This window comes from Enterobacter sp. SST3 (genome assembly GCF_000286655.1).
Classification (GTDB): Bacteria; Pseudomonadota; Gammaproteobacteria; order Enterobacterales; family Enterobacteriaceae; genus Enterobacter; species Enterobacter roggenkampii.
The window spans coordinates 32,522-55,893 of the sequence record NZ_ALNS01000011.1 but is presented as its reverse complement, the minus strand read 5'-3'; the positions used below and the strand labels follow the sequence as shown (position 1 = coordinate 55,893).

The following is a 23,372-nucleotide window of genomic DNA, read 5'->3' as shown; positions in this document are numbered from 1 at the left end:
ATGACGGTTCGAAAACTTCCCTCTGGCAAATGGCTTTGCCAATGTTTCCCCTATGGGCGCGATGGAAAGCGCATTCGCAAACAGTTCGCCACCAAAGGCGAGGCGCTCTCATTTGAGCGTCGCACTATGAATAGTGCCTCAAGCCAGGCGATAGGCGACAATGCTTTAACGCTAGCGGCATTCGTTGAACGCTGGTACGAAATGCATGGCAAAACGCTCTCTTCTGGCGATGAGCGAAAAGTGAAGCTATTGGCTATCTGTGAGCGCCTCGGTAACCCTCTCGCCTCCCACTTCGATAAAAATACGTTCGCCGTATACCGCGAACGACGATTAAGCGGGGAGTGGAATCAGAAAGGCAAGAAGAAGCTAAGTGAAGCGACAGTAAATCGCGAGCAGTCATACCTGCATGCTGTATTCTCGGAAATGAAACGGCTGGGTGAGTGGGAGGGAGATAACCCGCTTTCAGGTATCAGGCAGTTTAAGGAAGGAGATCAGGAGCTGGCTTTTCTTTACGAGGGGGAGATTGCTCGTCTACTTGAAGCATGTGACCAGTCAGCAAACAAAGATTTGGGAATTATCGTGCGTATTTGCCTGGCCACAGGTGCACGCTGGAGTGAAGCGCAGGATTTAAAACAATCTCAAATTCTTCCCGGACGTCTGACCTTTACACAGACCAAAAGCAAAAAGAACCGAACAGTACCCATTTCGCCGCAGTTACAAGAAATGCTTCCCAAAAAACGCGGTTCACTCTTCTCCCCTGCATATGAGGCTTTCAAATCAGCACTTACACGGGCTGGGATAGAGCTGCCTAAAGGTCAGCGCACCCATGTGCTCAGACATACCTTTGCCAGCCACTTTATGATGCGAGGAGGAAACATTCTGGTATTACAGCAAATTCTCGGGCACAGCACGATCATGATGACTATGAGATACGCTCACTTCGCTCCAAATCATCTTGATGCAGCCGTTGCACTCAACCCCTTTGATAATCGTGCAGAGTAAATTTAAAGGTGTGCTGCCATGCTGCTGCCATTTTGCTGCCACTGCCCCAAATTGAAGACATAAAAAAACCACCTTTCGGTGGTTTATACGACACTGCTTATCATTGATTTTATTCTACTTTTCCCATGGTAGCCGGAGTGGGACTTGAACCCACACAGCGCGAACGCCGAGGGATTTTAAATCCCTTGTGTCTACCGATTCCACCATCCGGCCAGGGAAGAAAGTGGAGGCGCGTTCCGGAGTCGAACCGGACTAGACGGATTTGCAATCCGCTACATAACCGCTTTGCTAACGCGCCGTAAAACTTTTCAAACTGACACCCGCTGTTGCGCATGTCTTTAATCTGGAGCGGGAAACGAGACTCGAACTCGCGACCCCGACCTTGGCAAGGTCGTGCTCTACCAACTGAGCTATTCCCGCATGTCATCAAGTAAATGTCTAACCACTTGATTTCATTATCGTCCGGCTTGCTGTGCCGCCGTTCGATGCGTTGCATTCTACTGATATGACGTTATGAGTCAACGTTATTTTTTGCATCCCCGGATCGTTTGCTGAAAATTACGGCGAAACGATCACTGATCAAGCAAATCTCCGCGCGCAGCGTTCAAATATTGCAGCATTGACCACAGCGTCAGCACTGCCGCCACCCACAGGAGGCCAATCCCCGCCCACTCAACCCAGGCGTTCGGACGCCACAGCATCCAGACCAGCGCCGCCATCTGCGCCGTCGTTTTCACTTTACCAATCCAGGAAACCGCCACGCTGCTGCGTTTCCCCAGTTCCGCCATCCATTCGCGCAGCGCAGAGATAATAATCTCACGGCCGATCATGGTTGCCGCAGGCAGCGTCACCCACCAGGTGTGATAGTGCTCAGCCACCAGCACCATCGCAATCGCGACCATCACTTTATCCGCCACCGGATCGAGGAAGGCGCCGAAACGGGTGCTTTGATTCCAGCGGCGCGCCAGATAGCCATCAAACCAGTCTGTTACCGCTGCAATAAGGAAGATCAATGCGCAGGCAAAGGGTGCCCAGACAACCGGCAGGTAAAACGCCAGCACAAAGAACGGGATGAGTACGACACGAAAAAGAGTGAGCAACGTAGGGATGTTATATTGCATAGTGACGGTAACTATTTGTTGTCAGTAAAATTTAGCTCTATGTTGCTACAGAGCCCTCAATGTTTCAACGAGTAGTAGATCTTTTCTGCCAGCCCTTGCGAAATACCCGGCACTTTTGCAATTTCCTCCATGCTGGCGTTGAGTAATCCTTGCAATCCGCCCATATACTTCAGCAGCATCTGGCGACGTTTTGGCCCCACGCCTTCGATCGTCTCGAGTGAGCTGGTGTTTTTCACCTTCGCCCGTTTTTTGCGGTGACCGCTGATGGCGTGATCGTGCGATTCATCGCGAATATGCTGAATGACGTGCAGCGCCGGAGAGTCCGGCGGCAGGCTGAAGCCCTCACCTTCCGGCTCGAAGAACAGTGTCTCCAGACCGGCCTTACGATCGGCCCCTTTTGCGACGCCCAGCAGCAGCGGATGGTTTTTATCCCAGCTGACATCAAGCGATTCAAATACCGCTTTCGCCTGGCCGAGCTGCCCTTTCCCGCCGTCAATCAGGATCACATCGGGGATCTTGCTCTCTTCTATGGCTTTACCATAGCGACGACGCAGCACCTGATTCATCGCCGCATAGTCATCGCCCGGCGTGATGCCGGTGATGTTATAGCGGCGATACTCGGCGCGCAGCGGACCGTTAGCATCAAACACCACGCAGGACGCGACCGTCTGTTCACCCATCGTATGGCTGATGTCGAAACACTCCATCCGTTTCACTTCCGGCAGCTTCAGCAGCGCCGCCAGGGCCGTTAAACGCTGGTGCACCGTCGACTGCTGCGACAGCTTCGTGCTCAGCGCCGTTGCCGCGTTGGTCCGCGCCAGCTTCAGATAACGCGCGCGATCGCCGCGCGGTTTGGTTTGAACATTGACCCGGCGCCCCGCCAGTTCAGAGAGCGAATCGGCCAGCAGGGTTTTATCGTCAAGATTAAAATCGAGCAGGATTTCAGAAGGCAGCGTGCGCATCTGGCTGCCCTGCAGATAGAACTGGCCGACAAAGGTTTCCACCACTTCACCCAGTTCGGTACCGCCAGGCACTTTCGGGAAATAGCTGCGGCTGCCGAGCACTTTGCCCTGGCGAATAAACAGCACGTGCACGCAGGCCATTCCGGCGTCAAAGGCCACGCCGATGACATCAAGATCGTCACCGGTATTTGAGACAAACTGTTTCTCAGTCACTCTGCGCACCGCCTGGATTTGGTCGCGGATACGCGCGGCCTCTTCGAACTCGAGTGCGGCGCTGGCTTTTTCCATCCGCGCGATCAGCTGCGTTAACACCTGATCGTCCTTGCCTGCTAAGAACAGGCGCACATACTCCACCTGCTGGGCATACTCTTCTTCACTCACCAGCCCGGCCACGCACGGTCCCAGGCAGCGTCCAATCTGGTACTGCAGGCACGGGCGCGAACGGTTACGGTAAACGCTGTTTTCACACTGGCGGATCGGGAAGATTTTTTGCAGCAGCGCCAGCGTTTCTCGCACGGCATAGCCGTTGGGGAACGGCCCGAAATATTCACCCTTCGCATGTTTTGCACCACGGTGCATAGCGAGGCGCGGATGGGTGTCGCCGCTCAGAAAGATAAACGGATAGGATTTATCATCACGCAGCAGGACGTTGTAGCGCGGCTGGTAGAGCTTAATATAGTTGTGCTCAAGCAGCAGCGCTTCTGTCTCTGTATGCGTGACGGTAACATCAATATTCTGAATGAGTGAGACCAGCGCTTCGGTCTTACGGGAGGCCAGGTTACTGCGAAAATAGCTGGAGAGACGTTTTTTAAGATCTTTTGCCTTCCCCACATAGATAACCGTACCGCCAGCGTCATACATGCGATAGACGCCAGGCTGGCTGGTTACGGTTTTCAGAAATGCTTTTGAATCGAACACATCACTCACTGACTTAACAACGTCTCCGCATTACACAAACCATGTCGGATGGCCAGATGCGTCAGTTCGACGTCACCATGAATGTTCAGTTTACTGAACATCCGATAACGATAGCTGTTTACCGTTTTCGGGCTGAGATTCAGCTGTTCCGAGATCTCATTCACCTTCTGACCTTTGGTGATCATCAGCATAATCTGCAATTCACGCTCGGACAAACTGGCAAAGGGTGATTCGGTTTTCTCGGGCTCGATCTGACTCAGCGCCATCTGCTGAGCGATGTCGGACGCAATATAACGCTGTCCGGCAAACACGGAACGGATAGCATTGACGACTTCCTGCGGTGCAGCACCTTTACTCAGGTAACCCGCGGCCCCCGCCTGCATCACTTTCGCGGGCAGTGGATTTTCGGTATGCACAGTCAGCATGATGACTTTGGTGTCTACAAAGGTACGCGCGATTTTGCGTGTTGCTTCAAGACCACCGATACCGGGCATGTTCATATCCATCAGCACCACATCGGCGGAGTGGGTACGGCACCATTTTACCGCATCTTCGCCACAGCATGCCTCACCGGCAACTTTAATACCTTTAATATCTTCAAGAATGCGTCGTATCCCTGCGCGCACCAGTTCGTGGTCATCAACAAGAAGGACGTTGATCAAAGGAAATGTCTCCAGAATAGGGATAACGCTACTGTGTGATAATTTGGTTTATATTAACGGTTTTCCTGACAAGATTAAAACGTTAAAAAACCGGCTATTCGATTTTGCTCTCGTTTTTGGAAATTAGGCTGTACAGGCGGTGGAAAGAGAGCCCGTGCATTCAGGGCTCTTGCAGCTTTTTTTAACCATCTGTATTCAAAAAGTTACAAAAAACGGGCTGGCTTAACCTGCGCAAAAACAGGGTTCAACTTTTTGTAACAATAATTAACGGCAAGCGAACCCGACCTAAACAATTAATAATCATTAGCGGAATGAGTTTACCGGTACGATCTGTTTACGCAATTAAACATCAGCATAAAAGTACGAAAAACAACCGCTGCATTTTTTGCTTCAGCTTGTGGTATACTCCGCCGCCTTGACTTTCGTCGTCGCGCTTTAGCGCCGTTTAATAATGAGGAAAATAAATGAGCACACCTGAATTTGCCACTGCGGAGAATAACCAGGAACTGGCACAGGAAGTAAACTGCCTGAAAGCGCTGCTAACGCTGATGCTGCAGGCGATGGGCCAGGCTGATGCCGGTCGTGTGATCATTAAAATGGAAAAACAAATCGCGGAGATGGAAGACCAGGCTGAATCAGCGGTATTTGCTAACACCGTTAAGCAAATCAAGCAAGCGTACCGTCAGTAACAAAAAACGGCTGGATGCAGTGCATTCAGCCGTTCGCTCGTCTGTCACGCAGAACGTTTTACTGCGTCAAATCAGTCCCGTTGCCGCCGCATAGCACGCGATCTGCGTCTTGTTGGGCGCGTTGAATTTCTTCTGCATATTCTTCTGATGGAAGTTAACGGTATTCTCTGAGATCGAGAGAATGATCGCTATTTCCGCTGACGTCTTCCCTTCCGCAGTCCATTTCAGAATTTCACGCTCGCGCTTGCTGAATTTCATTTCCGGCGGCATGACCATCTCATCGTCAAAACGCATCAGCGAGGTTAAGGCCATTTGCACCAGCATTTGCAACCGCAGCTCTATTTCTTCATGGGCTAATGGCCCTTCCTGTACACGCGTACGAGACACGGACAGGAAACCAAGCGCATGATTTGGCAGCATCAGGCACTGCGTTATTCCCGAGCGTAAACCGTGATCCTGGGCGCTGTGCCATAATTCCTGCGCCTCGGCGAATAATGCATCTGTCCAGGGGAGATGGCCCTGAATGAAATTCTCCGGTTTTAAAACCGGATCAATCGCGAAATAGTTCGCGGATTGATATTGCGCCATCCACAACTTTGGGTAAGTGGTTTGCAGGGAGATTTTAGGGCGGGTAAATGGCACGGGATGGCGCACGCAGAGCGCGTAATAATCGAATTCCAGCGCCTGAGTTTGTCGCTCCAGCTCCTGATATACCTCGGCGGCACAGGTCAATTCCTGAAACCGGAGGGAGCAATCCCGTCGCCAGGTGAAAAAGTCTAAATCCTTCATACTTACTAAATGAAGCCTCTGAACAGATAATCATTATTATGGTGAATATAAGCTAACACATAAAACTTTTTTCTAGCCACAAAATATCGGCAATAGCACAATTAACTTTACTATCGATAAGGTTTATCCGATCTGGATGGAATAAAAAAACAGAAGCCCTCGCGCAGAGGGAGAATAATTTGCTCCAGAGTCAATTTCTGGAGCAAATGCGTGCAAAAATGCTACTGCATAAGGAATTTTTCAAGGAATTGACGGGTTCGCGGCTGTTGAGGGTTAGCGAACAGGCTTTTCGCTGGCCCCTGCTCCACGATCCGTCCCTGATCCATAAAGATGGCTCTGTCAGCGACATCGCGCGCAAAGCTCATTTCATGGGTCACGATCACCATCGTACGTTTCTCCTGTGCCAGCTGGCGAATGGTGTTCAGCACCTCGCCCACCAGTTCCGGATCGAGCGCAGAGGTCGGTTCATCAAACAGGATCACGTCCGGGCGCATCGCCAGCGCGCGCGCAATCGCCACGCGCTGCTGCTGCCCGCCCGACAGGCGACGCGGATAGCTGGTCTCTTTCCCCGCCAGCCCTACTTTGGCGAGCAGTTCGCGAGCCCGCGCCGTCGCTTCTTCTTTTGGCTCACCTTTAACGATCACCGGCCCTTCGATGATGTTCTCCAGCACAGTACGATGCGGGAAAAGGTTGAAGTTCTGGAAAACAAAGCCGACATGCTGGCGCAGTCGGCGAATCAACCCTTTCTGTTGGCTGATGGATTTCCCGGTATCAATCGTGATCTCCCCGACGCGGATGGTACCGCCTTCCGGCTGTTCAAGCAGGTTAATGCTGCGCAGCAGCGTCGTCTTACCCGAACCGCTCGGTCCAATAATCGCCACCACTTCGCCCTGCTCGACTTCCAGATCGATCCCGTGGAGCACCGTTTGACCGTGGAATTTTTTCACCAGGTTTTTGACGTCAATTGCACTCATTTTGGATCACGCTCCTGGCGGTTAAGCTGGTTTTCGAAATAGTTTTGCAGAGCAGACAGCACCGTCGCCATCACCCAGTAAATCAGCGAGGCGGCCAGATACATGGTAAAGACCTCAAGCGTACGGGAGGTAATGAGCTGTGCCTGACGGAAAAGCTCCGGAACCTGAATCGTTGCCGCCAGGGAGGTATCTTTCACCAGGCTGATAAAGCTGTTGCTGAGCGGCGGAAGCGCCACGCGTGCCGCCTGCGGCAGGATGGCCCGGCGCAGCGTCTGCCAGGGCGTCATCCCGATACTGGCCGCCGCTTCCCACTGCCCTTTGTCAATGGAGGAGATGGCCGCACGCAGGGTTTCGGAGGTGTACGCCGCGGTATTGAGCGACAGGCCAATCATCGCCGCCGGAATCGGATCCAGCTCGATTCCGAACTGCGGTAAGCCGTAGTAGATCATAAAGAGCTGGGCAATAAGCGGCGTGCCGCGAAACACGGAGATATAAAAGCGCGCCAGCCAGCGCACCGGCAGGACAGGCGACAAGCGCATTAAGGCCAGTATAAATCCCAGTACCAGCCCAAAGAACATCCCGCCGATACTGAGCTGCAACGTAAATACCGCACCTTTCAGCAGGTACGGCAGAGAATCAATAACCAGTTGAATACTTTCTTGCATTATTATTTTTCGACCTGATTTTTAGACATGAGGATGATAGGCAAACAGCGCAGGCGCTCCGCCGGTATGGACAAATAAAATCGGCCCTTCATCCTTAAAGCGTTTTTGCGCAATGCCGTCGATCAGTCCGGCCATCGCTTTGCCGGTATAGACCGGATCGAGCAGTATGCCCTCGAGGCGCGCCAGCAGTTTCACCGCTTCCATTCCCTCATCGTTCGGCGTGCCGTAACCCGGCGCAAAATAGTCATCCCAGAGCAGAATATCGGCCTTGGCCTTCAGCTCCAGCTGCTCTGCAACCGCCTGCTGTAGCGTAACCACTTTCGGCTTCTGATCCGCCACGCTGCGGGACACCGTCACGCCAATCAGTTCGACCTCCGGAAGCAGTTGCTCCAGCCCCACCGCCAGCCCGGCATGGGTGCCCGCACTGCCGGACGCGACCACGACGGAGGAGAGACTCACCGCACCCTCGCACTGCTGCACGATTTCCAGCGCACTTTCCACGTACCCCAGCGCGCCCAGCGCATTCGAACCGCCGACGGGGATAACGTAGGGGCGAAAACCCTGCGCTTCCAGACGCGTCGCCAGCTCATCGAGCTGGGCGGTCGGGTCGGTCAGCGCGTCAACCATCTCAACCTGCACGTTAAACAGGTCTAACAGCAGGCGGTTACCGTTGGTGAGATAGTTTTCAGCCCGCGTGCCAATCGGGTTTTCCAGCAACGCCACGCAGTGGAGCCCAAGCTTCGCCGCCACGGCCGCCGTCTGGCGAACGTGGTTGGACTGGATGGCCCCGGCAGTGATGAGCGTATCCGCACCTTCGCGCAGGGCGTCCGCCGCCAGAAACTCCAGCTTGCGCAGCTTGTTGCCCCCCATCGCCATGGGCGTCACGTCATCACGCTTAATAAAAATATCGCGCCCTAAATAATCAGAAAATCGCGGGAGATACTCCAGCGGCGTCGGCGCGCCGATGAACTCCAGGCGGGGAAAGCGCGTTAAATTCTGTAGTGACATGGATGCTCCGGTAACTCAGACAAAATGTGATATTTTTCATTATGCACGCAGACGCGTAAGAAATAAAAAAGGCGCTTTTAAAAGCGCCTTTTTTTACGTCAGAAACTTATTTCGTGACGTCTGCCCCGAACCACTTCTCGGAAAGCGCTTTCAGGCTACCGTCTTTTTGCATGTCAGCAATCGCGGAATCAATCGCTTTCACCAGGTCTTCGTTACCTTTACGAACGGCCACGCCGGATTCCTGACGAGAGAACGCATCACCCGCTACCGCCAGGGTGTTGTTGGTTTTCTTCACCAGATCCAGTGCTGCCAGGCGATCAACCAGAATGGCGTCGGTACGGCCCACGCGCAGATCCTGGTATTTCGTCGGGTCATCATCATAGGTGCGGATATCCACGCCCTGAACGTTCTGGCGCAGCCACTCTTCGTAGTTGGTTCCCAGACCGACACCGACTTTCTTCCCTTTCAGGTCCGCAGCCGTTTTGATGGTGCCTTCGTTGCCTTTCTTCACCAGCGCCTGAATACCGGACACGGTATACGGGGTGGAGAAGTCATACTTCTTCTTACGCTCGTCAGAGATGGTGACCTGGTTGATGACCACGTCAATGCGTTTCGAATCCAGCGACGCCAGCATACCGTCCCATTTGGTCGGTTTCAGGGACGCTTTCACGCCGAGGTGTTTCGCCAGCTCTTCAGCAAACTCCACTTCAAAACCGGTCAGCTTGCCGTCATCGCCCTGGAAGCTGAACGGAGGATAGGTTCCTTCCAGCCCGACCAGCAGCGTACCGTGCTCTTTTACTTTATTCAGCAGGTTTTCTGCGGCGAACGTTTTCACGCTCATGCCCGCAACCAGCGCAACGGCCATAACACCCATCAGCGCCTGACGACCCAGAAGTGCAAATTTCATAAATACCCCGATATAGTGGAATTTTTACGTAGTGTAGAGAAATCGCCTGCAACGTCAAAGGCGACTGCGCTACATCTTATTCTTTTTTAATATATATCAGAAGTTGTTCCGGCGTGGGCTTTCTGCTTTATGGCACCCGGCATTTGTACCTTATATTGTGCGTACTTGCGCAGCGCAATCCGGTAGTTGTTGGTGCTGGTCGCAGGCAGCCACGGCTCCAGGTTCTCGTCGAGATAACCGGTTTTGAGCAGATCGCGGGAAATGTTGTTCACGGTCAGATGCTGCCCGAGGCGGCGCAGGCGAACCACGTATTCGCGAACGGTGCCGTGGCTCATCTCCGTTTGTTCAAACAGGAACTGCTTGAAGCCGATAATGTCGAAGAAGTCGCTTTGCTCTTTGCAATGGAGATCGCCACAGAAACGGCAAAGCGCCACCCACTCTTTTTGCTCTTCGAGCCATGCTGCTTCGTCCATCAACGTGTCGAGGCGCGAAATCGCGATCTTATTGACGATTTCGCCGCGGCGAACCAGCGTGATACGATCGAGTAACTTGTTACAGTGGGCGCAATGCGTCTGGCTGTGTTTAAAGTCTTTCAGGTAGCGGCTTAAAGGCCGTCTTTTAGATTGCTGCACCGTCATGATAACTCCTGGTTGTCAATACGTTGTGCGGCATTTTTAAGGTGAATCAATCACCTATAACTTACCCAGCTTGGTTCGTAAGCGTTTAATGGCCTGGCTGTGCAGCTGGCTCACCCGCGACTCTCCCACCTCCAGAACAGCGCCAATCTCTTTGAGGTTAAGCTCTTCCTGGTAATAAAGGGTCAATACCAGCTGTTCGCGTTCAGGCAGAGCTTCAATAGCTTCCATGACGCGCTGGCGTAAATTCCCTTCCATTAAATGGTGTAACGGGTTTTCTTGCTGGTGCTCATCCGTCACCAGCTCGATGCTATCGCCATGCTCTTCTCGCCACTCGTCATAAGAGAAGAGTTGACTATTATTGGTATCGAGCAACATCTGACGATACTCTTCAACAGCAATGCCAAGACGATCCGCCACTTCGGTTTCCGTTGCGTTGCGTCCCAGTTCCTGTTCCAGCTGCCCCATCGCATGCGCCACTTCGCGTGCATTGCGGCGAACACTACGCGGTACCCAGTCACGGCTGCGCAGCTCGTCCAGCATCGCACCACGAATACGCTGAACTGCGTAAGTCGTAAATGCCGTTCCTTGCAGAGCGTCGTATCGGTCAACTGCATTCAATAACCCGATACCGCCCGCCTGTAGCAGATCGTCGAGTTCCACGCTCGCCGGCAAGCGCACCTGGAGGCGCAATGCTTCGTGACGCACCAGCGGGACATAACGCTGCCACAGCGAGTGTTTATCCATTACACCTTCAGCGGTATAGAGTGAATTCACGATAAACAGCCCTGCGTTAGTTGAGTTATCGGCATGATTATCCGATTCTGGAGGGCGTTCAATTGGATGAAAAAGGGGGATAAAGTGAGGTTATTCTGAGGTTGCCCACAACCGGGGCAACTTTTCTGCCTAAATTAACAGTTGCAACAATGAAAGATCGTCGCCCAGTTTGACGCTATCTATATGTTGATGAAAGAGCTTTCCCGCTTCCTGATTATGCTGGCTAAGGGAATGGAAGCTGTAAATAACATCAATGATATTATCTTGTTTAATTTTCCCCGCCACGATAGCCTGACCGGCAAGTAACGTTTTCAGGAAATAGTACTCCGCAACGATTAAATAAAGGTTATTCAACATGCTGCGGCCGTTGTTCTGCGGAAAGGCCTGCTCCCAGAGTTTGTATTTAAAAAAGTTCTTAAATAAATGGTCATTGGTCGCCAGGTAACCGCTTGCCACATCGCGCCAGACGGACTCGATGTTTTCCATGACCTTCTCTGCCGGCACGGTGTCACCCGCAGACTCAAACTGTTGATAAAGCTGGGTAAAATAACGATTTAATACCGCACCGCCGCGGGCTGTCGCTTTCTTCGTAAAATAGCTCTGGATGAGCGAAATTAGCGCGAATTTCAGGCTGTAGTTCTGATTAAACCCGCCAAGCTCCGTCTTGATTTTACCGCTCACCAGCTCGTTAACCAGCGAGAAATAGACCGTTTCGAGCGTGCCGATATTCTCTTCGAGATTATCGAGCTTTTCAGCCACCATGAGGAATTTCACCATGGCGTAAACCTGTTCTTCAACGCTAACACCTTCAACGCTGAATATATTCTGGCAGAAGAGATTGATGACCTTGGCCTTCAAATCAATCATTGGCGCGTTATTGACGTCCTGCTGGACAATAACCGATTCCATCATCGACATAGACTCCCGATCGTTCAACAGAAGTCGGGTCACTTCCGGACACGAGAGATTGAGCGATTTTTCGATTTCATTTTTATAGACCCGGTTTGTCCGCGGGAACGTCGAACAAGTTGGGCTTAAGGCCTGGACACCCATCACGCTGTGAATATTGCAGAGCTTTTCGGTATCCATAAACGGGCAATTTTTGCTTTCCGTATGGAAAATCACTTCGCCCCAGTGGCCATAGTGTTTTTTGGTGACTTTTATCGCCGTTTTCGCCGTCTGACGAATCGCGGCATTTTTACTGTTCAGATAGCGGTTAACGGAGGATTTATCAAATGCGATGGTCCAACCCTGACAACAATGTTCACGGCATTCCCCACCGACACATGAAAAATCTGCGACCAGTTTAGGCTGGGTAATAACGATCTGTTTCACAGGCGGATCCTCAAATAGCAGAGATAAAAAAACCCCGCCGAAGCGGGGTTTCGTGCGTAAAATTAACGCAGCAGAGACAGCATAGTCTGAGGAACCTGATTCGCCTGAGACAGAACTGAAGTACCGGCCTGTTGCAGGATCTGGGAACGAGACATGTTAGAAACTTCTGTTGCGTAGTCAGCATCCTGGATACGAGACTGCGCAGCAGATAAGTTATTCACTGAATTGTTCAGGTTATTAATGGTTGACTCCAGACGGTTTTGAATTGCACCCAGGTTACTACGTGCACCGTCAACTTTTTTCAGAGCATCGTCAACTGCAGTAACAAATGCTTGTGCTTTGGTATTGTCACCCAGGTCAATTGAACCGTCTGATTTCAGCGCAGTGTTCAGATCAGAAGAAGTCGCTTTGATCAGTGCATCTTTAGTAATTTTAATGGTGTCATCTGTTGTTGCACCTGCCCCCACCTGGATGGTGACATCTGCATCATTGAACAGTTTTTTACCGTTGAAGGTTGCAGAGTTAGCCAGACGATCAATTTCTTCCAAGCGCTGGGTTATTTCAGCTTCAATTGAATCAATGTCAGTGGTGTCATTCGTGCCATTCGCGGCCTGGACGCTAAGTTCACGAACACGCTGCAGGTTGGTGTTGATTTCGTTCAGATTGCCTTCAGCAGTCTGAATTAAAGAAATACCGTCGTTTGCATTACGAGATGCCTGGTTCATACCTTTAATTTGGGCATTCATACGGTTCGCGATCGCCTGGCCGGCAGCATCGTCTTTTGCGCTGTTGATACGCAGACCAGAGGACAGACGCTCGATCGCAGTACCCAGGGAAGACTGAGATTTATTCAGGTTGTTCTGAGTAGTGAGAGACAACAGATTAGTATTGATAACTGCCATAATTTTAATTCCTTCCAATTAGTTTCAAGAGTCGGTGCCTCAAGCTCTCGGCGTTGCTCACCGTCAACAAGGTTATCGACGACCTCTGGAAAGACTTTAGAATCAATTTCAAAAAAAAAACATCCATATGATTTTTATAAGAAATAAATCATACATCTCCTATATCTAACAGCTAATTGGATGTTTATTTAACCTATAACCATATCTTTTTTAGTACCACTGGCTTGACATGATTAGCTTACGCCAACGGCAATCCATTCATTTAGCACTCTTCGATGCTGCTATTCGTCGGATACTTTTTTTTATTGACCGGTAAACTTTTGTCTCAAGAGGCCGATAACTGTCGTGAACGATTTCTTCGCATTGAAAAGGATATGAATATGGCGACTATCAGTAACCTCGGCATAGGTTCTGCTGGACTTGGAGATTTATACAATCAGTTAGAAGCGGCTGAGAGAACCAAACTTACTACAATCACAACACAGCAATCGAATTATAATGCACAACTTAGCGCCTACGGAAAATTGCAGAGCGCGATGACATCTCTGCAAACAGCAACTGCAGCACTGGGTAAAACAGCGACCTGGAACTCTACTTCTGTTGGTAGCACCAATACTGCGTTTACTGCAACCACCACTTCCGAAGCATCTACCGGTGCTTTCGTTGTTAATGTTAACAAATTGGCGCGTGCACAGGCTCTTTCTACAGGATCCTATTCGACAAATACCGAGAAATTAGGCGACATAACGGGTACAACCCGTAAGGTCACCGTTACGCAACCAGGGACAAAAGATCCACTTGTAGTCGAACTTTCTGATGCAGATACCTCAATCCAGGGGATTGCAAATGCAATTAATAAAGCCAACGGTAACGTCACGGCGAGCGTGATTAAGGCGAAAGAAGGTGACTACCGCTTAATGTTGACCTCTAAGTCAACCGGCACAGATGGTGAGATGACAATTAGCGTTAACGGTGATGATAAACTGCAAGCAGCGATTGGCTATGACTCGACAAATAAAACCGGCGCCCTGGTTTTGAAAACACCAGCGCAGAATGCTGTAGTTGTAGTTAACGAAATCGAAATTGAGCGTCAGTCCAATACCATTACCGACGCTTTGCCCGGTGTCACATTCGCGCTCAAGGCAGAAAGTAAAGAAGATGAAACTCTTAATATTGACCGAGCCACTGACATCAACCAGAAAGCGATTAGCGACTGGGTTACAGCTTACAACTCACTGCAATCGACGATCACGTCACTGACAAAGTATGTCGCCGTCGACCCAGGTTCAAAATCTCAGTCTAACAGTAACGGAGCTCTTGTTGGTGATGCGAATGTACGTGGAATTCAGTCGCAACTTCGTGGACTTCTGACACAAGTTCAAAGTGGTTCCGTGCAAATCATGGCACAGTTGGGTATTACGCAGGATCCAACTAAAGCCGCAGATGGCAGCACGGGGAACCTGAAAATTGATGCCGAAAAACTTACAAAGGTTTTGACAGATAATCCTGATGCTGTGCAGCAATACTTTATCGGCGATGGAAAAATAACCGGGCTTGCTACACAGATGAGCAAAACGCTGGATGCAATGTTAAGTACAAGTATCGGAAAAGCAGGTGTTATCCAAAACGCTAAAGATGGAATCAATAAAACCCTGAAAAGCCTTGGGGAGCGATATGATTCAATGGAAGCTTCCATTGAAGCGACTATGGCACGTTATAAAGCACAGTTTACGAGCCTTGATGTAATGATGACAAAAATGACAAATACAGCCAATTATCTTACTCAGCAGTTTTCACAGCGTTAGAATGTGTTTCAGGAGTAAATATGTATAACACATCAGGTGTTCAGGCATATCAACAAGTAGGGCTTGAAAGCGCAGTAATGAATGCAAGCCCTCACGAGTTGATAGTCATGTTGTTCGATGGAGCGCTTAGCGCTCTTGTTCGGGCTCGCCTGTTTCTTGAGTCCGGACAAATCGCTCAAAAAGGCGAAACGCTTTCAAAAGCGATTGCGATTATAGATAACGGATTAAAAGCCGGTCTAAACATGGAAGTCGAAAGTGAATTACCAGGCAACCTCGCTGCTTTATATGACTATATGGTTCGACGTTTGTTATATGCAAATTTACGCAACGACATAGACGCAATTGTTGAAGTCGAGGGTTTATTAAACAACATTGCGGATGCGTGGAAGCAAATCGGCCCCAATGCGTCCTCTATTTCAGGATAATTTTGATGAATAATCCCAGCGCAGCGCTTAGCCACTGGCAGGCGTTACATGCTCAGAGCATTGCTATGCTAAATCTCGCACATTCTGGTCAATGGGATGCGCTTATCGAGCAGGAAATGCATTATGTACAACTGGTGGAGAGGATTTCTCAAACACCCATTATGTCATGCCCTCCGGCTCAGGTTGAGCAAGCGCGTGCGCTGCTGGAAATGATCCTTGAAAATGAGAATGCGCTAAAAGCGCTGCTGAAAGTCCGAATGGACGAACTGCGCAATCTGATCGATCAAACCGGCAAACAGCAATCCATCACGTCTACCTATGGAAAGCTGTCAGGGAATATTCTTTACCCAGAAAGTTTTACCCGCGACACACAACTATGATTTCTTCATCCATACTCCAGAAGTCTGCCAATGGCTTCTGGAGCAAGGATGATGAAAAACCCCACCCTGTTACAATGTTTTCACTGGTACTACCCTGCTGGCGGTGAATTGTGGCGAGAGGTCACGGCGTTAGCCCCCAATCTTAACGAAATCGGCATTAACATGATCTGGCTCCCGCCCGCCTATAAAGGCGCGTCAGGCGGGTATTCTGTCGGCTATGACTCCTATGACCTGTTCGATCTGGGCGAGTTTGACCAGAAAGGCAGTATCGCCACGAAATACGGTGACAAAGCGCAGCTGCTGGAAGCCATCGACGCCCTCAAGCGCAACGACATTGCCGTACTGCTGGACGTGGTGGTGAACCACAAAATGGGTGCCGATGAAAAAGAGCCCGTCCGCGTTCAGCGCGTGAACGAGCAGGATCGCACGCAGATCGACGATGAGGTCATCGAGTGTGAAGCCTGGACCCGCTATACCTTCCCTGCCCGCGCCGGGCAATATTCGCAGTTTATCTGGGACTACAAATGCTTCAGCGGCGTCGACCACATTGAAAACCCCGATGAAGACGGCATTTTTAAAATCGTCAACGATTACACCGGCGAAGGCTGGAACGATCAGGTTGATGATGAGATGGGTAACTTCGATTACCTGATGGGCGAAAATATCGACTTTCGCAATCACGCCGTCACCGAGGAGATCAAATACTGGGCCCGCTGGGTCATGGAACAGACGCGCTGCGACGGTTTTCGTCTGGACGCCGTCAAGCATATTCCCGCCTGGTTTTACAAAGAGTGGATTGAGCACGTCCAGGAGGTCGCCGACCAGCCGCTGTTTATCGTGGCGGAATACTGGTCTCACGAGGTGGATAAACTTCAGGCCTATATCGACCAGGTCGAAGGCAAAACCATGCTGTTTGATGCCCCCCTGCAGATGAAATTCCACGAGGCGTCACGTCAGGGCCGGGATTACGACATGAGCCAAATCTTTACCGGCACGCTGGTGGAAGCCGATCCGTTTCATGCGGTCACCCTCGTCGCGAACCATGACACCCAGCCTTTGCAGGCGCTGGAAGCCCCGGTCGAAGCCTGGTTTAAACCGCTGGCGTATGCGCTGATCCTGCTGCGGGAAAATGGCGTGCCGAGCGTCTTTTATCCTGACCTCTTTGGCGCCAGCTATGACGATACGGGTGGAGACGGTGAAACGTACCATATTGATATGCCTGTGATTGAGCAGCTCCACGAGCTGATCCTCGCGCGCCAGCGTTTTGCCCACGGCGTGCAGACGCTCTTTTTTGACCATCCTAACTGCATCGCCTTCAGCCGCAGCGGCACGGAAGACGATCCTGGCTGCGTGGTGGTCATGTCAAACGGGGACGACGGCGAGAAGGTAATTTGCCTGGGGGAAAACTACGGCAACAAAACGTGGCGTGATTTTCTCGGCAATCGCGAAGAAACGGTCACCACGGCGGCGGATGGCGAAGGGACGTTTACCTGCAAAGGCGGAAGCGTGAGCGTGTGGGTAATTGAGGATGCGTTGTAGAAACAATGCCGGGTGGCGGCTTCGCCTTACCCGGCCTACTGGAAGGCACTTTTGTAGGCCGGGTAAGCGTCAGCGCCACCCGGCAACAAACGGCTACGGTAGTTTACTCTCCAGCGGATGCTTGCTCAGGTAATCGGCACACTCAACCGTTGGGCGATCGACCTTCTGCAGCTCCAGCCCGTCGTACTCAAGCGTCGAGCCATCGCGCTCCAGCGGATAGATATCCAGCTTGCGCGTCACGTTGTAATAACTGTCTGAACGCAGCATGATTTTACCCGGCACGGCAATCACGCGCTGCCACTGACGGCAGTCCAGCGTATTGCCCTCTTCCGTCACCACCAGCGTGGCAATCGCTTCGGGGCTGACCATTTTGCTCTGCGGCCCTTTTGACTGCCAGTATCCCGCCAGATGCGCCGGGACAGGATGCTTGATCACCTCTTTATAATTATCGACCTGAACGCACCCGGTCAGTGCCAGCAGCGCGCCAGCAATTGCTATTTTTTTCATCATCTTTCCTGCATTCGAAGAAAAAAATATTGTGGCATTAAAGCGCTGTGGCTGCCAGCGAAGATCGACAGGTCTTAGACCTGCATCCCCATCACTTCCTGATAAGCCGACACCAGCTTGTTACGCACCTGGATCCCCATCTGCAGGGAAACCGAGGCTTTTTGCAAATCGGTCATCACATCATTCAGCGCCACGCCCGGCTCGCCGAGGGTGAACTTTTCTGCCTGCGTACGCGCTGCGGTCTGGGTATCACTGATACGGTCAAGCGCGGCATGCAGTTGCCCTGCAAAGCTGATGCTCGGCTGCTGATCTGCCACATTCTGATTACGGGCCGTCATCGCCGTTGCCTGCAGCTGACTGATTACCCCTTCAATGCCCTGTATAGCCATGACTCTCCCCTGGATGGTTTTTTACGCGGTCAAGACTAACAGCTTGTCAATAAGATAATGGCGGTAAATAGCATGAAAAAACCAGGTTATTTGACGCATAGAAAATCACGAATCATCAAATAATGGCAGGGCCATCAATATGGAACATTTGTCGTGTTTGCCGACCCGGGAGTCAGTTTTGTTTCTCTACACGAATAACGTAAACCACCAGGATTTAAGAGGTGCGCAATGAGTGCAACAGCATCGACAGCGCCGCAGAATAAATCACTCGAGTGGATGAACCGCCTTCGCGCGAATCCTAAAATCCCGTTGATCGTGGCAGGCGCTGCCGCAATTGCGATCCTTGTAGCGATGGTCCTGTGGGCGAAAAGCCCTGATTACCGGACGCTCTACAGTAACCTTTCCGATCAGGATGGCGGCGCCATCGTCACCCAGCTGACCCAGATGAACATCCCTTATCGCTTTGCCGATAATGGCGGTGCGCTGGAGGTCCCGGCAGATAAGGTGCACGAACTGCGTCTGCGTCTGGCCCAGCAGGGGCTGCCAAAGGGCGGCGCGGTAGGCTTTGAGCTGCTGGATCAGGAAAAATTCGGTATCAGCCAGTTCAGCGAGCAGGTGAACTACCAGCGTGCGCTGGAAGGTGAGCTGGCCCGCACCATTGAAACATTAGGCCCGGTGAAGAGCGCCCGCGTGCACCTGGCGATGCCTAAACCTTCCTTATTTGTCCGCGAACAGAAATCGCCTTCGGCTTCCGTGACCGTGAAGCTTGAGCCTGGCCGCGCGCTGGACGAAGGGCAAATCAGCGCGGTGACGCATCTCGTCTCCAGCGCCGTGGCCGGTCTGCCGCCGGGTAACGTGACGCTGGTTGACCAGAGCGGTCACCTGCTGACGCAATCCAATACCGCCGGTCGCGATCTGAATGACGCGCAGCTGAAATATGCCGCCGATGTGGAAAGCCGTCTCCAGCGCCGTATCGAAGCGATCCTGGGTCCGGTGGTGGGCAACAGCAACGTGCACGCGCAGGTCACCGCGCAGATCGACTTCTCGAATAAAGAACAAACAGAAGAGCAGTACAGCCCGAACGGCGATGCGGCGCAGGCGGTTATGCGTTCGCGCCAGATCAACACCAGCGAGCAGATTGGCGGCGCAAACCCAGGCGGCGTGCCGGGCGCGCTGTCTAACCAGCCTGCCCCGGCTAACGCGGCGCCGATCTCTACGCCGCCGGCCAATCAGCAGAATGGCCAGCAGAATAACCAGCAGACCACCTCAACGGCGACGAACAGCGGTCCACGAAACAGCAGCCGTAACGAAACCACGAACTACGAAGTGGATAGGACGATTCGCCACACTAAACTGAACGTGGGCGATATTCAGCGTCTCTCCGTTGCGGTAGTGGTGAACTACAAAACGCTGGCGGATGGCAAACCGTTGCCGTTGACCGCCGAACAGATGAAGCAGATTGAAAACCTGACCCGTGAAGCGATGGGTTACTCCGAGAAGCGCGGCGATACCCTCAACGTGGTGAACTCACCGTTCAACTCGGTGGAAGAGACCGGCGGTGAACTGCCGTTCTGGCAACAGCAGGCGTTTATCGACCAGCTGATGTCCGCTGGACGCTGGCTGCTGGTGCTGATTGTCGCGTGGCTGCTGTGGCGCAAGGGCGTTCGTCCTCAGCTCCAGCGCCGTGCTGAAGCCGAAAAAGCGGCTCGCGAGCAGATGAATGCGCGTCAGGAAACGGAAGAAGCGGTTGAAGTGCGCCTCAGCAAAGATGAACAGATGCAGCAGCGCCGCGCTAACCAGCGCATGGGTGCCGAGGTGATGAGCCAGCGCATTCGCGAAATGTCAGATAACGATCCGCGCGTCGTGGCGCTGGTCATCCGTCAGTGGATGGGTAACGAACATGAGTAATACGCTTACGGGCACCGATAAAAGCGTCATCCTGCTGATGACCATTGGCGAAGATCGCGCGGCAGAGGTGTTTAAACACCTCTCCCAGCGGGAAGTGCAAATTCTCAGTGCGGCGATGGCCAACGTGCGTCAAATCTCCAACAAGCAGCTGACCGAAGTGCTGTCGGAGTTTGAGCAGGAAGCCGAACAGTTTGCCGCGCTCAACGTCAACGCCAACGACTACCTGCGTTCCGTGCTGGTCAAGGCGCTGGGCGAAGAGCGTGCCGCCAGCCTGCTGGAAGACATTCTGGAAACGCGCGATACCGCCAGCGGTATCGAAACGCTTAACTTTATGGAACCGCAGAGTGCCGCGGACCTTATTCGCGACGAGCACCCGCAGATTATCGCCACCATCCTTGTCCACCTCAAACGTGGTCAGGCGGCCGATATTCTGGCGCTGTTCGAAGAGCGTCTGCGTCACGATGTGATGCTGCGTATCGCCACCTTCGGCGGCGTTCAGCCTGCCGCGCTGGCGGAGCTGACCGAGGTGCTGAACAACCTGCTCGACGGCCAGAACCTCAAGCGCAGCAAAATGGGCGGCGTGAGAACGGCGGCAGAAATCATCAACCTGATGAAAACGCAGCAGGAAGAGGCCGTCATTACGGCGGTTCGCGAATTCGACGGCGAGCTGGCACAGAAAATCATCGACGAGATGTTCCTGTTCGAAAACCTCGTCGAAGTGGACGACCGCAGCATCCAGCGCCTGCTCCAGGAAGTGGATTCCGAGTCGCTGCTTATCGCCCTCAAAGGCGCCGAGCAGCCGCTGCGCGAGAAGTTCCTGCGCAACATGTCTCAACGTGCGGCCGATATCCTGCGCGACGACCTTGCCAACCGCGGTCCGGTTCGTCTGTCTCAGGTGGAAAACGAACAGAAAGCCATTCTGCTTATCGTTCGTCGTCTGGCGGAAACCGGCGAGATGGTGATTGGCAGCGGAGACGACACCTATGTCTAATGAGCTGCCGTGGAAGCGCTGGACGCCGGACGATCTGGCCCCTCCCCTCTCCGAGTTCACGCCAGCCGCGATCCCGACCGAGGCGCTTGACCCGGACGTCGAGCAGCCCGAGCTGAGCGAAGAGGAGCAGCAGGCGCAAATGCTGGCTCAGCTGCAAATGCAGGCGCACGAGCAGGGCTACAATGCCGGTCTGAACGAAGGTCGGCAGAAAGGCCACGAGCTGGGGTATCAGGAAGGCCTGGCGAAAGGGTTAGAGCACGGTATCGATCAGGCGCGCCAGCAGCAGGCGCCGATCCATGCCCGCATGCAGCAGCTGGTCAGCGAGTTTCAGCACACGCTGGACGCGCTGGACAGCGTGATTGCCTCGCGACTGATGCAGATGGCGCTGGAAGCCGCGCGTCAGGTGATCGGCCAGACGCCCGTGGTGGATAACACCGCGCTAATCAAACAAATTCAGGGTCTGCTGCAGCAGGAGCCGCTGTTCAGCGGGAAGCCGCAGCTGCGCGTCCACCCGGACGACCTGCAGCGCGTGGAAGAGAGCCTGGGCGCGACGCTAAACCTGCACGGCTGGCGTCTGCGCGGCGACCCGTCGTTACATCACGGCGGCTGCAAAGTTTCTGCCGATGAAGGCGATCTGGATGCCAGCGTCGCCACCCGCTGGCAGGAACTGTGTCGCCTGGCGGCACCGGGAGTCGTCTGATGACCGCACGCCTCACCCGCTGGCTCACCACGCTCGACAACTTTGAGACGAAGATGGCGCAACTGCCCTCTGTTCGTCGTTATGGGCGGCTGACGCGCGCCACCGGTCTGGTCCTGGAGGCCACCGGCCTGCAGCTTCCGCTGGGCGCGACCTGCGTGATTGAGCGTCAGGACGGTCTTGAAACGCGTGAAGTAGAAAGCGAAGTGGTCGGGTTCAACGGCCAGCGCCTGTTCCTGATGCCGCTTGAAGAGGTGGAAGGTATTCTGCCCGGCGCGCGCGTGTATGCCAAAAACACGTCTGGCGATGGGCTGCAAAGCGGGAAACAGCTGCCGCTTGGTCCTGCCCTGCTGGGTCGCGTGCTGGACGGCAGCGGGAAGCCGCTCGACGGGCTTCCCTCCCCGGACACTACCGAAACCGGCGCATTAATTACCCAGCCGTTTAACCCCCTGCAGCGTACCCCTATCGAGCATGTGCTCGACACCGGCGTGCGACCGATTAACGCCCTGCTGACCGTGGGACGCGGGCAACGTATGGGCCTCTTCGCCGGGTCAGGCGTGGGTAAATCCGTCCTGCTTGGCATGATGGCGCGCTACACCCAGGCGGACGTTATCGTCGTGGGCCTGATCGGCGAGCGCGGTCGTGAAGTAAAAGACTTTATTGAAAACATTCTGGGCGCGGAAGGCCGTGCCCGCTCGGTGGTCATTGCCGCACCGGCGGACGTGTCGCCGTTACTGCGTATGCAGGGGGCAGCCTATGCCACCCGCATCGCCGAAGATTTTCGTGACCGCGGCAAGCACGTGCTGCTGATCATGGATTCGCTGACCCGCTACGCGATGGCGCAGCGTGAAATCGCGCTGGCTATCGGTGAGCCACCGGCGACCAAAGGCTACCCGCCTTCGGTCTTCGCCAAACTCCCTGCCCTGGTGGAACGTGCGGGGAACGGCATCAGCGGCGGCGGCTCCATCACTGCGTTCTATACGGTGCTGACCGAAGGCGATGACCAGCAGGATCCGATTGCCGACTCCGCGCGCGCGATCCTTGACGGCCATATCGTGCTGTCGCGTCGTCTGGCCGAAGCCGGACACTATCCGGCGATAGATATTGAAGCCTCTATCAGCCGCGCGATGACCGCGCTGATAACCGAGAAACACTACGCCCGCGTGCGTAACTTTAAACAACTCCTCTCCAGCTTCCAGCGCAACCGCGATCTGGTGAGCGTGGGGGCGTATGCCAAAGGCAGCGACCCGATGCTCGACAAAGCGATTACCCTGTGGCCGCAGCTGGAGGCATTTTTGCAACAAGGCATTTTTGAACGTGCCGACTGGGAAGATTCAATTCAGGCACTGGAGCTGATTTTCCCGCAGGTGTAACACAGGTGGAGG

The 23,372-nt window shown here is 53.1% G+C and carries 24 protein-coding genes and 3 tRNA genes; 10 read left to right on the top strand and 17 right to left on the bottom strand.

Annotated features, from left to right (window positions below; all coding sequences use genetic code 11):
* Positions 1-1,002 (top strand): tyrosine-type recombinase/integrase, encoded by a 1,002-nt coding sequence (locus B498_RS16040; protein WP_032622779.1) that lies wholly within the window; start codon positions 1-3, stop codon positions 1,000-1,002.
* Between the two features lie 126 nt (positions 1,003-1,128).
* Here B498_RS16040 and B498_RS16045 read toward each other — a convergent pair.
* From B498_RS16045 to uvrY, 6 genes are all read right to left on the bottom strand, one after another.
* A tRNA-Leu gene (locus B498_RS16045) sits at positions 1,129-1,215 on the bottom strand.
* Positions 1,216-1,226: 11 nt separating this feature from the next.
* Positions 1,227-1,300: transfer RNA gene (locus tag B498_RS16050), tRNA-Cys, on the bottom strand.
* A 46-nt stretch (positions 1,301-1,346) separates the two neighbouring features.
* Positions 1,347-1,422, bottom strand: a tRNA-Gly gene (locus B498_RS16055).
* Between the two features lie 152 nt (positions 1,423-1,574).
* Complete coding sequence (gene pgsA, locus B498_RS16060; RefSeq protein WP_008500348.1) at positions 1,575-2,123, bottom strand: CDP-diacylglycerol--glycerol-3-phosphate 3-phosphatidyltransferase; 549 nt, start codon at positions 2,121-2,123, stop codon at positions 1,575-1,577.
* Positions 2,124-2,179: 56 nt separating this feature from the next.
* On the bottom strand, positions 2,180-4,012 hold the full coding sequence (gene uvrC / locus B498_RS16065; protein ID WP_008500347.1) for an excinuclease ABC subunit UvrC: 1,833 nt from the start codon (positions 4,010-4,012) through the stop codon (positions 2,180-2,182).
* Positions 4,009-4,665, bottom strand: coding sequence for a UvrY/SirA/GacA family response regulator transcription factor (uvrY, locus tag B498_RS16070; RefSeq protein ID WP_008500346.1), 657 nt, complete (start codon positions 4,663-4,665; stop codon positions 4,009-4,011). Before uvrY ends, uvrC begins: the two co-directional genes overlap by 4 nt.
* 464 nt (positions 4,666-5,129) lie before the next feature.
* Between uvrY and B498_RS16075 the strand changes: the two genes are divergently transcribed.
* Positions 5,130-5,354 (top strand): DUF2594 family protein, encoded by a 225-nt coding sequence (locus B498_RS16075; RefSeq protein ID WP_008500345.1) that lies wholly within the window; start codon positions 5,130-5,132, stop codon positions 5,352-5,354.
* Between the two features lie 66 nt (positions 5,355-5,420).
* Here the strand turns inward: B498_RS16075 and sdiA are convergent, their stop codons facing one another.
* From sdiA to B498_RS16120, 9 genes are all read right to left on the bottom strand, one after another.
* A complete protein-coding gene (gene sdiA, locus B498_RS16080; RefSeq protein WP_008500344.1) occupies positions 5,421-6,143 on the bottom strand; it encodes a transcriptional regulator SdiA in 723 nt (240 codons plus the stop codon).
* A 221-nt stretch (positions 6,144-6,364) separates the two neighbouring features.
* Positions 6,365-7,117 carry an L-cystine ABC transporter ATP-binding protein TcyN gene (gene tcyN / locus B498_RS16085; RefSeq protein ID WP_008500343.1) on the bottom strand — a complete coding sequence of 251 codons (753 nt, stop codon included), beginning with the start codon at positions 7,115-7,117 and terminating at the stop codon, positions 6,365-6,367.
* Positions 7,114-7,782: a cystine ABC transporter permease gene (gene tcyL, locus B498_RS16090; RefSeq protein ID WP_008500342.1), complete on the bottom strand. Its 669-nt coding sequence runs from the start codon at positions 7,780-7,782 to the stop codon at positions 7,114-7,116. The genes tcyN and tcyL overlap by 4 nt, the downstream gene beginning before the upstream one ends.
* Positions 7,783-7,803: 21 nt before the next feature.
* Complete coding sequence (dcyD, locus tag B498_RS16095) at positions 7,804-8,790, bottom strand: D-cysteine desulfhydrase (RefSeq protein WP_008500341.1); 987 nt, start codon at positions 8,788-8,790, stop codon at positions 7,804-7,806.
* Positions 8,791-8,896: 106 nt separating this feature from the next.
* The gene (tcyJ, locus tag B498_RS16100; RefSeq protein ID WP_008500340.1) at positions 8,897-9,697 is read right to left on the bottom strand and encodes a cystine ABC transporter substrate-binding protein; all 801 of its coding nucleotides are present in this window, start codon (positions 9,695-9,697) and stop codon (positions 8,897-8,899) included.
* An 86-nt stretch (positions 9,698-9,783) separates the two neighbouring features.
* Positions 9,784-10,335, bottom strand: coding sequence for a flagella biosynthesis regulatory protein FliZ (fliZ, locus tag B498_RS16105; protein WP_008500339.1), 552 nt, complete (start codon positions 10,333-10,335; stop codon positions 9,784-9,786).
* A 54-nt stretch (positions 10,336-10,389) separates the two neighbouring features.
* On the bottom strand, positions 10,390-11,109 hold the full coding sequence (locus B498_RS16110; protein ID WP_008500338.1) for an RNA polymerase sigma factor FliA: 720 nt from the start codon (positions 11,107-11,109) through the stop codon (positions 10,390-10,392).
* A gap of 129 nt (positions 11,110-11,238) precedes the next feature.
* Positions 11,239-12,444 carry a flagellin lysine-N-methylase gene (fliB, locus tag B498_RS16115; RefSeq protein ID WP_008500337.1) on the bottom strand — a complete coding sequence of 402 codons (1,206 nt, stop codon included), beginning with the start codon at positions 12,442-12,444 and terminating at the stop codon, positions 11,239-11,241.
* A gap of 62 nt (positions 12,445-12,506) precedes the next feature.
* Positions 12,507-13,346 carry a flagellin gene (locus tag B498_RS16120; RefSeq protein WP_008500336.1) on the bottom strand — a complete coding sequence of 280 codons (840 nt, stop codon included), beginning with the start codon at positions 13,344-13,346 and terminating at the stop codon, positions 12,507-12,509.
* A gap of 380 nt (positions 13,347-13,726) precedes the next feature.
* Here B498_RS16120 and fliD point away from each other — a divergent pair, with 380 nt between their 5' ends.
* The 4 genes from fliD to amyA are packed head-to-tail and all read left to right on the top strand — an operon-like array spanning position 13,727 to position 17,495.
* On the top strand, positions 13,727-15,151 hold the full coding sequence (gene fliD, locus B498_RS16125) for a flagellar filament capping protein FliD (RefSeq protein ID WP_008500334.1): 1,425 nt from the start codon (positions 13,727-13,729) through the stop codon (positions 15,149-15,151).
* A gap of 20 nt (positions 15,152-15,171) precedes the next feature.
* Complete coding sequence (gene fliS / locus B498_RS16130; RefSeq protein ID WP_008500333.1) at positions 15,172-15,576, top strand: flagellar export chaperone FliS; 405 nt, start codon at positions 15,172-15,174, stop codon at positions 15,574-15,576.
* 5 nt (positions 15,577-15,581) lie between these two features.
* A complete protein-coding gene (fliT, locus tag B498_RS16135; RefSeq protein WP_008500332.1) occupies positions 15,582-15,956 on the top strand; it encodes a flagella biosynthesis regulatory protein FliT in 375 nt (124 codons plus the stop codon).
* 51 nt (positions 15,957-16,007) lie between these two features.
* Positions 16,008-17,495, top strand: a complete 1,488-nt coding sequence (gene amyA, locus B498_RS16140) for an alpha-amylase (protein ID WP_021241382.1) — start codon at positions 16,008-16,010, stop codon at positions 17,493-17,495.
* Positions 17,496-17,588: 93 nt separating this feature from the next.
* Here the strand turns inward: amyA and yedD are convergent, their stop codons facing one another.
* Positions 17,589-18,002 (bottom strand): lipoprotein YedD, encoded by a 414-nt coding sequence (yedD, locus tag B498_RS16145; protein WP_008500330.1) that lies wholly within the window; start codon positions 18,000-18,002, stop codon positions 17,589-17,591.
* Positions 18,003-18,076: 74 nt separating this feature from the next.
* Complete coding sequence (gene fliE, locus B498_RS16150) at positions 18,077-18,391, bottom strand: flagellar hook-basal body complex protein FliE (protein ID WP_008500329.1); 315 nt, start codon at positions 18,389-18,391, stop codon at positions 18,077-18,079.
* Positions 18,392-18,619: 228 nt separating this feature from the next.
* Here fliE and fliF point away from each other — a divergent pair, with 228 nt between their 5' ends.
* From fliF to fliI, 4 genes are read left to right on the top strand one after another with little or no spacing between them, the layout of a single operon-like run.
* Positions 18,620-20,299, top strand: a complete 1,680-nt coding sequence (fliF, locus tag B498_RS16155; RefSeq protein WP_008500328.1) for a flagellar basal-body MS-ring/collar protein FliF — start codon at positions 18,620-18,622, stop codon at positions 20,297-20,299.
* A complete protein-coding gene (gene fliG / locus B498_RS16160; RefSeq protein ID WP_008500327.1) occupies positions 20,292-21,290 on the top strand; it encodes a flagellar motor switch protein FliG in 999 nt (332 codons plus the stop codon). The genes fliF and fliG overlap by 8 nt, the downstream gene beginning before the upstream one ends.
* The gene (gene fliH, locus B498_RS16165) at positions 21,283-21,990 is read left to right on the top strand and encodes a flagellar assembly protein FliH (RefSeq protein ID WP_008500326.1); all 708 of its coding nucleotides are present in this window, start codon (positions 21,283-21,285) and stop codon (positions 21,988-21,990) included. Before fliG ends, fliH begins: the two co-directional genes overlap by 8 nt.
* A complete protein-coding gene (gene fliI, locus B498_RS16170) occupies positions 21,990-23,360 on the top strand; it encodes a flagellar protein export ATPase FliI (protein ID WP_008500325.1) in 1,371 nt (456 codons plus the stop codon). Before fliH ends, fliI begins: the two co-directional genes overlap by 1 nt.
* Positions 23,361-23,372: the final 12 nt, after the last annotated feature.